Genomic DNA, 15,739 nt, shown 5'->3' with positions numbered 1-15,739 from the left:
AGAAAAAGACATTGCATTCCCCCGGGCCATTTCGCGCATCATGGGCGCATTCCGCTCAAGGGAGATTTCCATGCGCTTCATGCCATCCGTTTTGCGTTTTGCCGCGCTGTCCGTGGGCCTGGCCGTGACTGCCTCGGCCATGGCTGCCGACGAGTCGCAACTGATCGAGTCGATCAACGCCTACCGTAGCCAACCACAGCGCTGCGGCAGCCAGGCGTCCAACGAATTGCCACCGCTGTCGGCCGATCCACGACTGCGGCTGCCGGCCACCGGTGCAGTCGATCTGCAACAGGCCATGGCCAGCGCCAGTTACCCGATGGTCAACGTGCAGGCGATCACCCTCAACGGCCCGCGTGATGCGGCGTCGGCGATGAAGGCGATACAGGAGAGTTTCTGTCAGGTGGTGCTGGATCCACAGTTCGTCGATGTCGGCGTCAGCCGTACCGATCGCGACTGGCGCATTGTGCTGGCGCGACCGTTGCTGTCGGCGAAACTGGGCGATGCGCAGAGCGAAGGCCAGAAGTTGCTCGAGCAGCTCAACGCCGCCCGCGCCCAGCCGCGCCAATGCGGTGGCCAGGCCTTCGCCGCCGCCGCACCGTTGGCCTGGAATGCGAGCCTGGGCACTATCTCCCAGGATCACAGCCGGGACATGGCCAACAACAACTACTTCGACCACAAGGACCGCGACGGCCGCACCCCGGGTGACCGCGCCGAACTGGCCGGCTACAGCGGCCAACAGGTCGGCGAAAACATCGCCGCCGGGCAAGACACCGTACGCAAAGTCGTCGACGGCTGGCTCGCCAGCCCCGGCCACTGCGCCAACCTGATGAACCCGCAATACAAGGAACTCGGCGCCGCCTACGCGACCGATCCAAAGAGCAGCGCCGGGATCTACTGGACCGCGATGTTTGGTGCGCAATAACCCCTATCCCATGCACCGCTACCCCCTGTAGGCGTGAGCCTGCTCGCGATAAGGCCAGCCCAGTCAACATGGCCATCGACTGACCCACCGCCATCGCGAGCAGGCTCACTCCTACAATGTCTGGTGGTACATCCAGAATTCCGACCGCCACAAAAAAACCGGAGCCATGGCTCCGGTTTTTTCATTGTCAGTGGGTTCTCATTCCCGCTGCATACATCGCCAGTTTCAGCAGGCTCGCCACCACCGCGAGTGACACCACACTGCCCAGCCAGATCAGCAACAACCAGCCCAGGCGCTTGTACCAGCGGCTGGATCTGGCCTCGCGCGAATCAATGGTAGCCATCGCCAATCCTCACTTTGCCGCGGAATACGTAGTAGCTCCAGAAGGTGTACATCAGGATCACCGGCAGGATGAACAGTGCGCCGATCAGGGCGAACAACTGGCTCGATGGCGGTGACGCCGCCGCCCACAGGCTCACCGACGGCGGGATGATGTTCGGCCAGATGCTCAGCGCCAGGCCGATGTAACCCAGCAGCATCAACACCAACGTGAACACGAACGGCCAGTGGGTGTGGCGCTGACGCAAGGTGCGCAGCAATCCGAACAACGCCAGCAGCGCCAGCACCACCAACCCGCCAAACACCAGCAAGTGCCCATGGCTCGACCAGCGCGTGGCCAGTTCCGGGTGCAGTTGCAAGGTCCACACGCCAATCACCACCACCATCGCCAGCAGCAACCAGGCCAATGGTCGGGTGAACAGGCGCATCCGCGATTCGAGCATGCCTTCGGTCTTGACCAGCAACCAGGTACTGCCCAGCAGCGCATACGCCACCACCAGACCGACGCCGCACACCAGCGGGAACGGCGCCAGCCAGTCCAGGCCGCCACCGGCAAACTGCCGATCCACCACGGGAATGCCCGACACGTACGCGCCGATCACCACGCCTTGGGAGAACGTCGCCAGCAGCGAGCCGCCGATGAACGCCTTGTCCCACCAATGGCGTTTCTGCGGCGACGACTTGAAGCGAAACTCGAACGCCACGCCACGGAAAATCAGCCCGCAGAGCATCAGGATCAGCGGCAGGTACAACGCCTCCAGAATCACTCCATACGCCAGCGGAAAAGCGCCATACAACGCCGCGCCACCGAGCACCAGCCAGGTTTCGTTGCCGTCCCAGACCGGGGCGACGGTGTTCATCATCACGTCGCGCTCCTGCTCATCGGGGATCAGCGGAAACAGGATCCCCAGCCCCAGATCGAAACCGTCCATGATCACGTACATCATCACCCCGAAGGCAATGATCACACCCCAGATCAACGAAAGATCGATACCTTGAATACCCATGATTCAATGCTCCTTTATCAGTGGATCCGGGTCGCGGATTCAAGGTGATCGGTCGCTGCCGAAAGAGGCCGGCGCGGTGTCTGCAAATGTTCATCCGCAGGCGGATGTTCGTGATGCGGCTGCGGACCTTTGCGTACCAGTTTCATCATGTAGCCGATGCCCACGGTGAACACCGAGCAGTAGATCACCACGAACAGCAGCAACGAGGTGCTCATCTGCGCCACCGAGTGGTGGGACGCCGCGTCATGGGTACGCATCAGGCCGTACACCACCCACGGCTGACGCCCGACTTCGGTAGTGATCCATCCGGCCAGCAGCGCGATCAACCCACTCGGCCCCATCAGCAATACCAGACGCTGGAAGCCACGATGCTGATAGAGCTTGCCACCACGACGCAGGGCGAGGCCCAGCAGACCGACGAGGATCATCAACATGCCCAGCCCGGCCATCACGCGGAAGCTCCAGAAGATGATGGTCGAATTCGGCCGATCCTCTTTCGGGAAGCTCTTGAGCGCCGGGATCTGTTTGTCGAGGCTGTGGGTCAGGATCAGGCTGCCCAGGTACGGGATTTCCAGCGCGTACCTGGTCTTCTCCGCCTGCATGTCGGGGATGCCGAACAGCACCAGCGGCGTCGGGCCGTTGTCGGCGTTTTCCCAGTGACCTTCGATGGCGGCGATTTTTGCCGGTTGATGCTCCAGGGTGTTCAAGCCGTGGGCGTCACCGACCACTGCCTGAATCGGCGCAACGATCAGCGCCATCCACAACGCCATGGAAAACATCTTGCGCACCGGCGCCGTGTTGTTGCCGCGCAGCAAGTGCCAGGCCGCCGACGCACCGACGAAGAACGACGTCGCAACGAACGCGGCAATCGCCATGTGCGCCAGCCGGAACGGGAACGAAGGGTTGAACACGATTGCCAGCCAGTCCAGCGGCATCACCCGACCGTCGACGATTTCGAAGCCCTGCGGGGTCTGCATCCAACTGTTGGAAGCGAGAATCCAGAAGGTCGAAATCAACGTGCCGATGGCGACCATCACCGTGGCGAAGAAGTGCAAACCACGACCGACGCGGTTCCAGCCGAACAGCATGACCCCGAGGAAACCGGCCTCAAGGAAGAATGCAGTCAGCACCTCATAGGTCAGCAACGGCCCGGTGATGCTCCCGGCGAAGTCGGAAAACCCACTCCAGTTGGTACCGAACTGGTACGCCATGACCAGCCCCGAGACCACGCCCATGCCGAAGTTGACGGCAAAGATCTTCGACCAGAAGTGGTAAAGATCACGGTAAGTGTCGTCATGGGTTTTCAGCCACAAGCCTTCGAGTACCGCAAGGAAACTCGCCAGACCGATGGTGATCGCCGGGAAGATAATGTGGAACGAAACCGTGAACGCGAATTGAATTCGCGCCAGGTCCAGTGCCTCCATGTTGAGCATGATGATGTCCTCATCCAGGCTGAAAAGCGGCAGCACGTCGCCGGGCCACCGCCAGGCGTGAACGCCTGCAGCCAGTCAAATTGCTATGGTTTTTTATGAGTAGCGGGTCAGGCCACCGACGACGGGATCAGGTTGCTGACCTTGGCCGCTTCGAGGCGAATCGCGACGAATTTCGAGGTCGGCGTGTAGGTCCGGTCGCCGTAGCTTTCCAGCGGCACCAGCGGATTGGTTTCCGGGTAGTAAGCAGCCGCCTGACCGGGCGGAATGTCGTAGGCGATCAGGGTGAAACCGCTGACCCGACGCTCACGGTCGTCATTCCACAGCGCCACCAGATCGACCTTCTGCCCCGGTTCGAAACCGAGCCGCTGGATGTCCTGTTCGTTGGCGAAGATCACGTCGCGCATGCCGTAGACCCCGCGATAACGGTCGTCGAGGCCGTACAGCGTGGTGTTGTACTGATCGTGCGAACGCATGGTCTGCAGGATCAGATGCGGCTTGACCGGCAGGTTGCGCACGCCTTCGCTGATCAGGTGTTCCGGCAGCACGCACGGGGTGAACTGGGCTTTGCCGGATTCGGTGTTCCAGACCCGGTCCGAGGCGTCGTTGCCAAGGTGGAAGCCACCCGGGGTCAACAGCTTCTCGTTGAAGTTCTCGAAACCCGGAATCACGTCGCCGATCAGGTTGCGGATGCGCCCGTAGTCGCCCACGACCCACTCCCAGTCGATTGGATGTTTGCCCAACGTGGCGGCGGCAATCCCGGCAATGATCGCCGGCTCGGACTTCAAGTGCGCCGACTTCGGTTTCAGTTGACCGAACGACAAGTGCACCATGCTGAAGGTGTCTTCCACCGTCACGCCTTGCGGGCCTTCGGCCTGGATGTCGATGTCGGTGCGACCGAGGCACGGCAGGATCAACGCGTCACGCCCGGTCACCAGATGGCTGCGGTTGAGCTTGGTCGAGATGTGCACGGTCAGGTCGAGTTTGCGCATCGCTTCGTGGGTGCGCGGGGTGTCCGGTGTGGCTTGGGCAAAGTTGCCGCCCAGACCGATGAACACCTTGGCCTCGCCACGCTCCATGGCACCGATCGCCATGACGGTGTTGTGGCCGTGCATGCGCGGCACTTTGAAGTTGAAGCGGTTTTCCAGTGCGTCCATCAGCTCCTTGGGCGCCAGTTCGTTGATGCCCATGGTGCGGTCGCCCTGCACGTTGCTGTGACCGCGCACCGGCGACAGACCGGCACCCGGACGACCAACGTTGCCGCGCAACAGTTGCAGGTTGATGACTTCCTGCAGGGTCGGCACCGAGTGCACGTGTTGGGTCAGGCCCATGGCCCAGCACATGATCACGCTCTTGGCGCGGCCATACATGCGCGCCGCCAGTTCGATGTCGTGCAGCGGCACGCCGGACTGTTCGAGGATGTGCTCCCACGAAGTCGCATCGACTTCCGCCAGATAGCTGTCCAGACCCGAGGTGTGCTCGGCAATGAATGCGTGGTCAAACACCGGTTCGCCGCCGCTGGCCTGGGCTTCACGCTCCCACTGCAAGAGGAACTTGGCCATGCCGCGAATCATCGCCATGTCGCCACCCAGCGCCGGACGGAAGTACGCGGTGTTGGTCGCTTCCCAGCCGTTGCTGAGCATCTCGATCGGGTTCTGCGGGTTCTGGAAACGTTCCAGGCCACGCTCCTTCAACGGGTTGATGCACACCACTTGCGCGCCGCGTTTCACCGCTTCACGCAGCGGTTCGAGCATGCGCGGGTGGTTGGTGCCGGGGTTCTGGCCGATGACGAAAATCGCGTCGGCGTGGTGCAGGTCCTCGTAGACCACGGTGCCTTTACCAACGCCGAGGGTCTCGCCCATGCTCACCGCACTGGCTTCGTGGCACATGTTCGAGCAGTCGGGGAAATTGTTGGTGCCAAAGGCGCGGACGAACAACTGGTAGAGAAACGCCGCTTCGTTGCTGGCCCGGCCCGAGGTGTAGAACTCGGCCTCGTGCGGCGATTTCAGGCCCTTGAGGTGTTCGGCAATCAGCGCGAACGCCTCTTCCCAGGTGGTTTCCACATAGCGGTCGATCCGCGCGTCGTAACGCATCGGATGAGTCAGGCGGCCCTGATATTCCAGCCAGTAATCGCTCTGTTCAGCCAGGCTCGACACCGTGTACTTGTTAAAGAACGCCGGATCGACCAGGCGCCCGGTGGCCTCCCAGTTCACCGCTTTGGCGCCGTTCTCGCAGAACTTGAGCATGCTCGCGCCGGGGGCTTCACCCCACGCACAGCCCGGGCAGTCAAAACCGCCGTTCTGGTTGGTCTTGAGCATGGCGCGGATGTTTTTCAGGGCGTTTTCACTGCCCAGCCAGCTTTTGGTCAGGCTGATGACAGCCCCCCAACCTGCAGCGGCACCCTTGTAAGGTTTGTAACGGTCGACTTGTGACATGGGACATCTCCATGACGATGCACACAGGCGTGAACCTGATCTTGGTTAAACAGCGACGGCCGATTTTGCACAGCAATAAAGCGGTCGTTTCAGTTGCCGGAGCAAGGATATGAACCGATACAAAATATTGTCTAATCGCTATTTATGACCACACTATCGAAAGCGTCTATCACGGCTAAAAACCCTTTATTTACGGGGCCTTGCGAAACTAAAGCGGAAACTTTCAATGAAAAACAATTCATCATCGACGCCATCAATCAGCCGTTCATTAACAGTGATTGGACGCCCTCTGAAGTTGCCCATAACCTGCGCCAACTTGTTCCGTTAATGCGGATTTCTCACTCCTGCGAGGCTGTCATGTCAGAGCGTGTCTTGATCGATGGTTACAACCGCCGCGTCGACTATCTGCGCATGTCGGTCACCGACCGCTGCGACTTCCGCTGCGTCTATTGCATGGCTGAAGACATGCAGTTTCTGCCGCGCCAACAGGTACTGACGCTGGAAGAGATCTATCAACTGGCGCAGAGCTTCGTGGCACTGGGCACCCGCAAAATTCGCCTGACTGGCGGCGAGCCGTTGATTCGCCCGGGCGTGGTCAAGCTGTGCGAGCAGATCGCCGCCCTGCCCGGCCTGCGCGAACTGTGCATGACCACCAATGGCTCGCAATTGGGCAAACTCGCGGCGCCGCTGTTCGACGCCGGGGTCAAACGCCTGAATATCAGCCTCGACAGCCTCGACCCCGAGCGCTTCAGGCAAATGACCCGCACCGGTGATCTGGCGCAGGTGATCAGCGGCATCGATGCCGCGCGCAAGGCCGGTTTCACCCGAACTAAACTCAACGTCGTGGTGATGCAGGGGCGCAACGATCAGGAGATCAACGATCTGGTGAGCTTCGCCATCGACCGCCAGCTCGACATCTCCTTCATCGAGGAAATGCCGTTGGGGATCATCAGCGAACACAGCCGGGCGGAGTCGTTTTTCTCCAGTGCCCAGGTACGCGAGAAAATCGCCGAGCGCTACACCCTGATCGACTCCGCCGAGTCGACCCAAGGCCCGTCGCGCTACTGGCGCGTGGCCGAGGCGCCGGACATTCGCCTGGGCTTTATCTCGCCGCACAGCCACAATTTCTGCGGCACCTGCAACCGCGTGCGGCTGACCGTCGAAGGTCGCCTGCTACTGTGTCTGGGTAACGAGCATTCGGTGGATCTCAAAGCCGTGCTGCGCGCTCATCCGGGGCAACCGCAGCGGCTGGAGAAAGCCATTATCGAGGCGATGAAACTCAAGCCGTATCGGCACAATTTCGAAGTGAACGACGACGTCCAGGTCGTGCGCTTCATGAACATGACCGGCGGCTGAGCCGCCCTCACCCTGCGTAACCGGGATCGCCCAGCATGATCATCAGACCCAAGGTCAACCAATTCGCCATCCTCTTCACCCTCAAGGGTTCGATTGCCAAACGCATCGCCCTGCGCACCCTGATGGTCACCCTGCTGGCCTCGGCCATCGTCCTGATTGAAATGCTCCATCCGAGCAACTTCACCAAGGTCAACGCCACGCCGTTCACCCTGCTCGGGCTGTCGCTGTCGATCTTCATGAATTTTCGCAACAACGCCTGCTACGACCGCTGGTACGAAGCGCGCAAAGCCTGGGGGGATGTGCTCGTACACATTCGTTCGGTGATCCGCGAAACCCATGTCATCCGCGAATCGGTGCAGCGCCAGCCGTTGCTGCTCAATCTCTGCGGGTTTGCCCATGCGCTGAATGCGCGGTTGCGCCGGGAAAGCGAAGCGGCGGCCAGCAGCGCGTGGATCACGCCGAAACCGGACGAGCAGACCCCGGACTACAGCGGGCGGATTTTGCAGCAGGTCGGTCAGCAGTGTTCCGACCTGCACCAGAGCGGCGAACTGACCGAGTGGCGCTACATGCTCCTGGCCAATCACCTGACCAGCCTGACTCAGGCGCAAGCGGTGTGCGAACGGATCAAGAACACCCCGCTGCCCTTCCCCTACACCTTGCTGCTGCACCGCACGATCTACCTGTTCTGCATCCTGCTGCCCTTCGCCATGGCCGAGCCGCTGGGCTGGCTGACGCCGTTGTTCACGGCGATTGTCAGCTACACGTTCTTTGGTCTGGATGCGATTGCCGATGAACTGGAAGACCCATTCGGCCGCGACGAAAACGACCTGGCGACCGACTCGCTGGTGCGCACCATCGAGCGCGACATCCTCAGCGAACTGGGCGTGACCGACCTGCCGCCGATGCTGCTGCCGGTGGACTATGTGCTGAGCTGATCCCGCCCTCCACACAAATCCCCCTGTAGGAGTGAGCCTGCTCGCGATAGCGGTTGACCAGTCAGCGCATATGCTGACTGTGCCACCGTCATCGCGAGCAGGCTCACTCCTACAGGTTCGATGTACACCCGCAAAATGGCCGAGCACCATAAATCCAAATGTGGGAGCGAGCCTGCTCGCGAAAGCAATCATCCAGTCAATATTGATGTTGAATCTGCAGACGCCTTCGCGAGCAGGCTCGCTCCCACAGGTTTGATTGGTGTTGGGGTCAGAAAAGTTCGCTGAAGGGAATGAAGCGCAGTGCGTCGCCGATGCGGTGGGTGCTGTTTTCCGGTACTTCCACCAGGCCATCGGCCCAGGTTGCACCGAGCAGGACGCCGGAGCTTTGATTCGGGTACAGCACCGCACTCCCCGCCTCCAGCCGCACCCGCAGGTATTCGCGGCGGCTGCCAGCCTTGCTCCAGTCGAACCCGGCGCTCACCGCGAAGCTCAGCGGCATGACGTCTTCCACGCCCTGGATGCGCAGCAGATATGGCCGCGCCAGCAGGCCGAAGGTCACCAGTGCCGAGGTCGGATTGCCCGGCAGGCCGATCACCGGCACCGTGCCGAAATGGCCCACGGTCAACGGTTTGCCAGGCTTGATCGCGAGCTTCCACAGCAGCGGTTTGCCGTCCTCGCGCAGCACCTGCCCGAGGCAATCGGCATCGCCGGCAGACACGCCGCCGGTGGTCAGGATCAAGTCGGCCGCCACTTGCAGTTGTTCAAGCTTGAGCCGCGTCTGCGCCGGGCGATCCGGGAGAATCCCGGCGTCGATCACCTCGCAGCCCAGCTCACGCAACCAGTGACCGAGCAACACACGGTTGCTGTTGTAGATGCTGCCGGGGCGCAGCGGCTGGCCCGGTTCGACCAGTTCATCACCAGTCGACAACAGCGCCACGCGTGGGCGACGCACCACGTGCAACTGCGCCAGCCCTTGCCCGGCAGCGACTGCCAGTTCGAATGGCCCAAGGCGTTTGCCGGCGCGCAGCAGGATATCGCCAACGCGATTTTCCTGGCCTTGTGCGCGAATGTTCTGCCCTGCCTTCAGCGGCTGCAAAAAGCCCACGCGGCCGTCCTCCAGCACTTCGACGTTTTCCTGCATCTCAACACTGGTGGCGCCGGGCGGCAGCGGTGCGCCCGTAAAAATCCGCGCGCAGGTGCCAGGCAGCAATGCGTCCGGCGCCAGCCCGGCGTAGACCTTTTGCGATACCTTCAGCGGCTGGCGATGCAAGTCAGCGAGATTGAGCGCGTAACCGTCCATGGCACTGTTCGGCCATGGCGGCAGGTCGAGCGTCGCCACCAGATCGCTGGCCAACACCCGTCCGCGCGCATCGTCGAGCGGTAACAGTTCGCTGTCAGCCAGACGTTGCTCATTGGCCATGCCCAGCAATTGGTCGAGGGCATCCTCGACCGGCATCAACGGTGCCTTGCTCATCCGCGTGGCCCACAGGCTTGCACTGCCTTGAGGTGTGGCACGAAGTTGCACGGGCGATGACGGTTATCCAGTTGCTCGGCGAGAATGCCTTCCCACGCGGTGCGGCAAGCACCGGTCGAACCCGGCAGGCAGCACACCAGCGTGCCGTTGGACAACCCGGCCAGCGCTCGGCTTTGCACGGTGGACGTGCCGATGTCGAGAATCGAAATGGCGCGGAACAACTCACCGAAACCATCGATCTGCTTGTCGAGCAGGCAAGCCACTGCTTCCGGTGTGCTGTCGCGGCCGGTGAACCCGGTGCCGCCGGTGATCAGTACCACCTGAATATTGTCGTCGGCAATCCAGTGCGCAACCTGGGCGCGAATCTTGTACAGATCATCCTTGAGCAGATTGCGCTCACTCAGGGTATGACCGGCCTCCAGCAGACGACTGACCAGCAACTGGCCCGAGGTATCGCTGGCGTAATCGCGGGTATCGCTGACCGTCAGCACAGCAATGTTCAGGGGGACAAACAGGGCATCCGCTTTCGCGCTCATGGGACTCTCCGGCAGTAGTTAATCACATTGCCCAGCAGCCTAAGTGCCACTTATGAATACTGTCTAATCACTCTAACCAACCACATTATCGACCGGCTCTATCGGTGCCGTTGACCTCGACCAAAGCCTTTGAAATCATGGGCGATAGAGCTGATCGATAGGCTTTTCAATACTTCCGATTGGACGAATGGACAGTCAAATGAGATTGTCGCGCCTCGCGTTTTTCGTGCGCTGCGCGCATCTGCGTCAATACTCATTCCAATTTCTCAACGAGCAGGTGCCATAGTGGACATCAAACAACTCAAGTTCCTGATCGCACTGGATGAAACCCGACACTTCGGCCAAGCCGCCGCACGCTGCCATATCACCCAGCCAACCCTGTCGATGCGTCTGCGCAACCTGGAAGATGAGCTGGACCTGGTGCTGGTCAATCGCGGCCAGCGCTTTGAAGGTTTCACTCAGGCCGGCGAACGGGTGCTGGCCTGGGCCCGCACACTGTTGGCTGCCCATGACGGCTTGTTCGCCGAAGCGGCGGCGTGCCGCGGGCAACTGGTGGGTAGCCTGCGCCTGGGGTTGGTGCCGTTGAGCAGCTTCAACCCGGTCAATTACATTCAGGGTTTGTCCGCGACTTACCCCGAGCTGAAATTCAGTCTGTCGTCGCTCAGTTCCAACGAGATCATCGAGGGGTTGGGCAACAACCAGCTCGATCTGGGCGTGTGCTATCTGGACCACGTCAACCCGAACTACTTCGAGTTTTTCGAGATCGGCGAAACCCGCGTCGGGCTGCTTTACGACAACCGTCACTTCCATTTCGAAGGCTCGGAAATGAGCTGGGAAGACGCCGCCGAACTGCCGCTGGGGATGATCACCACTGGCATGCATTACCGCAAATCCATCGACTTGAGTTTCCGCAGTCGCGGGCTCAATCCGCAGCCGATTCTGGAGAGCGATTCGACCTATCAGCTGTTGCAGGCGATTCACCAGGGTTTCTGCTGCTCGATCATGCCGCTGGACAGCGGGCTGGAACAGCCGATCGAACATTTGTCGTTCATGCAGTTGCCGGATGCCAGCGTGCTCGCGCCGCTGGGGCTGGTGATGCGCAAGACCGAGCCGCGTTCGGCGATTGCCGAGAAGTGTTTTGCCGAGGCGCGCAAGTTGTTCGGGGTTGAGGCTCCTGCCGAATAGGTGATGTTGGCTGTAAGGACGCCATCGCGAGCAGGCTCACTCCTACATTTGGAATGCGTTCTCCTGTAGGAGTGAGCCTGCTCGCGATGAGGCCAGAACATGCAATCGCGGACCTTTGAAATCGGTGATCGACCAACCCAATCACCAGATCAGAACAAGCGATTGGACGCACTTTTAACTCCCCCGTAGCCTGAACTCACTTCAGCGCTTCGGGACTTTCAAGATGCTGTGCCAAGTTGATCCAACTGCCGAACCGGGCGATGCCAACGCCCCCGCGCCGCAACCGTCACAAGTGGCGTTTCGCGAATACCTGCCGCACGCCCCGCTCTCGCACGCCGCCCTGGCCGCGGAAATCGCCCTGGCGATCACCTTCAATGGCCTGAGCCAGGCAGTGATGATGGTCTCGCCCGGCAACCTCGAAGACTTCATCCGGGGCTTCAGCCTGAGCAACGCGATCATCGACAGTGTCGACGAGATCTACGACATCCGCCTGAGCCATTTCGATCAGGCCTGCCAGGCTGACGTGCAGATTTCCAGTCGCGCCTTCTGGGCGCTGAAGGATCATCGTCGGCAGATGGCCGGCACCAGCGGCTGCGGCATCTGTGGTGTCGAAGCGCTGGAGCAGGCGTTGCCGCAACTGGACATCCTGCAACCCTGCGCACTGCCGCCGGCTGCGCATTTCGACGGTATCCGCCAACGCATCGAACAGGCCCAGCAACTGGCCCGCAGCAGCGGCGCCCTGCACGCTGCGCTGTACTTCGATGCCAACGGTAAAGCGCTGCTGTGCCGTGAAGACATCGGCCGCCACAACGCCCTCGACAAGCTGATCGGCGCGCTGCACCTCGCCGAAGTCGATGCGCGCCAGGGCTTCGTGGTGGTCACCAGCCGTTGCAGCCTGGAACTGATCCACAAAGCGGTGCGCGCCCGCCTCGGCACCCTCGTCAGCCTGTCCGCCCCGACGGCGTTGACCGTGCGCTGGGCGCTCAAGCACAGGCTCAATCTGATCCACGTCCCGCACCGCAACGCCCCCCGAATCTACAGCCCGATCCAGGAGCTTTCGCCATGAGCAACACCCTCACCCACCTCGACGATCAGGGCCGCGCCAACATGGTCGACGTCAGCGACAAGGCGCCGACCCGCCGCGAAGCCAGCGCGCAAGCCTGGGTGCAGATGCGCCCGGAAACGCTGCAGATGATCCAGGCCAACGGCCACCCCAAGGGCGATGTCTTCGCCGTGGCGCGGATCGCCGGGATTCAAGCGGCCAAGCGCACCCACGAGCTGATCCCGCTGTGCCACGCGCTGCTGCTCAGCTCGATTCACGTCGAACTCAAGGCCTGCGAACCGGACCGCGTGCAGATCACCAGCACCTGCCGCCTCACCGGCCAGACCGGGGTCGAACTCGAAGCGCTGACCGCCGCCAGCGTCGCGGCGCTGACCATTTACGACATGTGCAAAGCGGTGGACCGGGCGATGGTCATCGGCGACATCCGCCTGCTCAGTAAACAGGGCGGACGCTCCGGACACTTTCAATGGGAGGACGCGCAATGATCCTGATCAACTACTTCGCCAGCTACCGTGATCGCCTCAATCTGGGCGGCGAAAAAATCCCCCTGAGCAACGACCTGACCAGCATCGAGGACGTGCGGCTGATGCTCATGGCCCGTGGTGAGGAATGGCGCGAAGTGCTCGGCGCCGGCAACCTGATGTGTGCGTTGAATCAGGAGCTGTGCCAACCGAGCGCAGCCATCGAAGACTTCGACGAGATCGCGTTTTTTCCACCGGTCACCGGGGGCTGAGCATGACGGTACGAGTCCAGCATAAAAGTTTCGATGTCGGCCAGTTGACCGCCGACTTGCATGCGCGTAATCCACGGGTCGGCGCAGTGGTGAATTTCATCGGCTACGTGCGCGATCTGAACATCCGCCAAAGCGTGAATGAGCTGTTCCTCGAACACTATCCGGGCATGACCGAAAAGGCTCTCGAACAGATCGCCCGAGAGGCCCGCGAGCGTTGGCCGCTGCTGGGGGTGGAGATTGTGCATCGGGTCGGTGCACTGTCTGTCAGCGAGCCGATCGTGTTCGTCGGCGTCAGCAGCAAGCACCGACACATGGCGTTCGAAGCCTGCGCCTTCATCATGGATGTGCTCAAGACCCGTGCGCCGTTCTGGAAGCGTGAGAGCACGCCGCAAGGCGCACACTGGGTCGAGGCGCGCAAGAGTGATCAGGATGCGGCGCTGCGCTGGAGCCTGGCGCATGCCTGAAGATCAAGAGCCCCTCACCCTAACCCTCTCCCGGAGGGAGAGGGGACTGATTGGGGGATATTGAAGAAATTCACCGAATCGAAAGATTGGCTCTGAATCCATAATCGACTCAATCTTCAGGTCGATGGATAACGCCAGACACCTCGGTCGGCCCCCTCTCCCTCTGGGAGAGGGCTGGGGTGAGGGTTGAAATTCTGATTAGATAGCAACTCCGCCAGGATTAAATTCCGGAGTCTCGTTTGAGCACAGCGCCCAACAACCTGCCCCGCCCCGATCCCGTCACGCTGCGCCAGGCCTGGCGCTTCTGGCTCAAGCTCGGCTGCATCGGTTTCGGCGGCCCGGCCGGGCAGATCGCGATCATGCATCAGGAACTGGTCGAACGTCGGCGCTGGATCTCCGAGCGGCGTTTCCTCCATGCGCTCAATTACTGCATGTTGCTGCCCGGCCCCGAAGCCCAGCAACTGGCGACCTACATTGGCTGGCTGTTGCATCGCACCTGGGGCGGGGTGATCGCCGGGGCGCTGTTCGTGCTGCCGTCGCTGTTCATCCTGATTGCGCTGTCGTGGGTGTACATCGCGTTCGGCGACGTGCCGGTGGTGGCCGGCATCTTCTACGGAATCAAACCGGCGGTGACCGCGATTGTCTTGCACGCCGCTCATCGCATTGGCTCGCGGGCACTGAAAAACAGTTGGCTGTGGGCCATCGCCGGGGCGTCATTCGTGGCGATCTTTGCCTTCAACCTGCCGTTCCCGCTGATCGTGCTCGGGGCGGCGTTGCTCGGCTATTTCGGCGGGCGCCTGGCGCCGCAGCGCTTCAACAATGGCGGCCAGCGCAGCAGCGCCAAATCTTTCGGCCCGGCGTTGATCGATGACGACACGCCGGCACCTGAACATGCGCGATTCAGCCTGCCGAAGCTGTGGCGCTTGCTGTTGGTCGGCGCGGCGCTGTGGTGTTTGCCGATGGGGCTGCTGATCGCGCTGTTCGGCTGGGACGGCACGTTCACACAAATGGGCTGGTTCTTCACCAAAGCCGCGCTGCTGACCTTTGGCGGGGCGTACGCGGTGTTGCCGTATGTCTATCAGGGCGCGGTCGGGCATTACGGCTGGCTGACGCCAACGCAGATGATCGACGGCCTCGCCCTCGGCGAAACCACGCCCGGTCCGCTGATCATGGTGGTGGCGTTTGTCGGTTTCATCGGCGGTTACGTGCAACCGGCGTTCGGCGCGGAACATGCGTTCGCCGCCGGCGCACTGGCGGCGACACTCGTGACCTGGTTCACCTTCCTGCCCTCGTTTCTGTTCATCCTCGCCGGCGGGCCGCTGGTGGAATCGACCCACAATGAATTGAAGTTCACCGCACCGCTGACCGCGATCACCGCGGCGGTGGTCGGGGTGATTCTCAACCTGGCGTGTTTCTTCGCTTATCACGTGTTCTGGCCGAGCGGTTTTGCCGGGCACCCGGATCTGTTTTCGATCGGGCTGGCGCTGCTGGCTGCGCTGGCGCTGTTCATTTTCAAGCGCGGCGTGATTGAAGTGTTGATCGTTTGCGCCCTTGCCGGGCTGGGCTTTCACCTGCTGCGCTGAGCGTCGGCCAACGGCATAAGGGTGCAATCATCGGTTTACAGGCCCGCGGATTGCCCCTTACTATCCGGGCACACCGGTCGGCGGGCCTGCCCCGCCACCGACGTTTTCCGCCACCGGAAACACGCGTTATGAGTACGTCACCACAACAACCAGAAAGGTTGAACGTCTCCGCTGTGTGCGCCCTCTGTCACAGGGGCCGCGCATGAATCGCATCGTCAATCTCCCCATGGCCCTGCGCCGTTCCAAGCTGCGTCACTCCGCACGCCCGCCGGATATC

Annotated in this window: 15 protein-coding genes; 9 read left to right on the top strand and 6 right to left on the bottom strand. The window is 61.6% G+C overall.

Annotated elements, in window-relative coordinates; genetic code table 11:
* Positions 1-70 precede the first annotated feature (70 nt).
* Positions 71-922, top strand: a complete 852-nt coding sequence (locus NN484_RS08110) for a CAP domain-containing protein (protein WP_127651521.1) — start codon at positions 71-73, stop codon at positions 920-922.
* A 187-nt stretch (positions 923-1,109) separates the two neighbouring features.
* Here the strand turns inward: NN484_RS08110 and NN484_RS08105 are convergent, their stop codons facing one another.
* The 4 genes from NN484_RS08105 to NN484_RS08090 form a co-directional block, all read right to left on the bottom strand.
* Positions 1,110-1,265, bottom strand: a complete 156-nt coding sequence (locus tag NN484_RS08105; RefSeq protein WP_127651522.1) for a DUF2474 family protein — start codon at positions 1,263-1,265, stop codon at positions 1,110-1,112.
* The gene (gene cydB / locus NN484_RS08100; RefSeq protein WP_127651523.1) at positions 1,252-2,268 is read right to left on the bottom strand and encodes a cytochrome d ubiquinol oxidase subunit II; all 1,017 of its coding nucleotides are present in this window, start codon (positions 2,266-2,268) and stop codon (positions 1,252-1,254) included. The genes NN484_RS08105 and cydB overlap by 14 nt, the downstream gene beginning before the upstream one ends.
* Positions 2,269-2,285: 17 nt before the next feature.
* Positions 2,286-3,701: a cytochrome ubiquinol oxidase subunit I gene (locus NN484_RS08095; protein WP_127651529.1), complete on the bottom strand. Its 1,416-nt coding sequence runs from the start codon at positions 3,699-3,701 to the stop codon at positions 2,286-2,288.
* Positions 3,702-3,808: 107 nt separating this feature from the next.
* Positions 3,809-6,133, bottom strand: a complete 2,325-nt coding sequence (locus tag NN484_RS08090; RefSeq protein WP_102359126.1) for an FdhF/YdeP family oxidoreductase — start codon at positions 6,131-6,133, stop codon at positions 3,809-3,811.
* 357 nt (positions 6,134-6,490) lie between these two features.
* Here NN484_RS08090 and moaA point away from each other — a divergent pair, with 357 nt between their 5' ends.
* A complete protein-coding gene (gene moaA / locus NN484_RS08085; RefSeq protein WP_127651524.1) occupies positions 6,491-7,489 on the top strand; it encodes a GTP 3',8-cyclase MoaA in 999 nt (332 codons plus the stop codon).
* Positions 7,490-7,524: 35 nt separating this feature from the next.
* A complete protein-coding gene (locus NN484_RS08080) occupies positions 7,525-8,424 on the top strand; it encodes a bestrophin family protein (protein ID WP_215502704.1) in 900 nt (299 codons plus the stop codon).
* 268 nt (positions 8,425-8,692) lie between these two features.
* Here NN484_RS08080 and NN484_RS08075 read toward each other — a convergent pair whose 3' ends face one another.
* Positions 8,693-9,898, bottom strand: coding sequence for a molybdopterin molybdotransferase MoeA (locus NN484_RS08075; protein WP_127652667.1), 1,206 nt, complete (start codon positions 9,896-9,898; stop codon positions 8,693-8,695).
* Positions 9,895-10,434 (bottom strand): molybdenum cofactor biosynthesis protein B, encoded by a 540-nt coding sequence (moaB, locus tag NN484_RS08070; protein ID WP_025111335.1) that lies wholly within the window; start codon positions 10,432-10,434, stop codon positions 9,895-9,897. Before moaB ends, NN484_RS08075 begins: the two co-directional genes overlap by 4 nt.
* Before the next feature lie 285 nt (positions 10,435-10,719).
* Here moaB and NN484_RS08065 point away from each other — a divergent pair, with 285 nt between their 5' ends.
* The 6 genes from NN484_RS08065 to chrA all read left to right on the top strand — a co-directional run bounded on the left by NN484_RS08065 (position 10,720) and on the right by chrA (position 15,462).
* Positions 10,720-11,619 (top strand): LysR family transcriptional regulator, encoded by a 900-nt coding sequence (locus NN484_RS08065; RefSeq protein ID WP_127652666.1) that lies wholly within the window; start codon positions 10,720-10,722, stop codon positions 11,617-11,619.
* A gap of 223 nt (positions 11,620-11,842) precedes the next feature.
* Complete coding sequence (fdhD, locus tag NN484_RS08060) at positions 11,843-12,685, top strand: formate dehydrogenase accessory sulfurtransferase FdhD (protein WP_127652665.1); 843 nt, start codon at positions 11,843-11,845, stop codon at positions 12,683-12,685.
* Positions 12,682-13,167, top strand: a complete 486-nt coding sequence (gene moaC / locus NN484_RS08055; protein WP_127652664.1) for a cyclic pyranopterin monophosphate synthase MoaC — start codon at positions 12,682-12,684, stop codon at positions 13,165-13,167. The genes fdhD and moaC overlap by 4 nt, the downstream gene beginning before the upstream one ends.
* Positions 13,164-13,415 carry a MoaD/ThiS family protein gene (locus tag NN484_RS08050; RefSeq protein WP_127652663.1) on the top strand — a complete coding sequence of 84 codons (252 nt, stop codon included), beginning with the start codon at positions 13,164-13,166 and terminating at the stop codon, positions 13,413-13,415. Before moaC ends, NN484_RS08050 begins: the two co-directional genes overlap by 4 nt.
* Before the next feature lie 2 nt (positions 13,416-13,417).
* On the top strand, positions 13,418-13,879 hold the full coding sequence (moaE, locus tag NN484_RS08045) for a molybdopterin synthase catalytic subunit MoaE (protein ID WP_127652662.1): 462 nt from the start codon (positions 13,418-13,420) through the stop codon (positions 13,877-13,879).
* 239 nt (positions 13,880-14,118) lie between these two features.
* Entirely contained in the window at positions 14,119-15,462 is a 1,344-nt protein-coding gene (chrA, locus tag NN484_RS08040; RefSeq protein WP_274658848.1) for a chromate efflux transporter, read from the top strand.
* The last annotated feature ends 277 nt before the right edge of the window (positions 15,463-15,739 follow it).

The sequence above is a fragment of the Pseudomonas serboccidentalis genome (assembly GCF_028830055.1).
In the GTDB taxonomy this organism is placed as follows: Bacteria; Pseudomonadota; Gammaproteobacteria; order Pseudomonadales; family Pseudomonadaceae; genus Aquipseudomonas; species Aquipseudomonas serboccidentalis.
The sequence above is the reverse complement of the archived record's forward strand: the minus strand, read 5'-3'. Positions and strand labels throughout refer to the sequence as shown.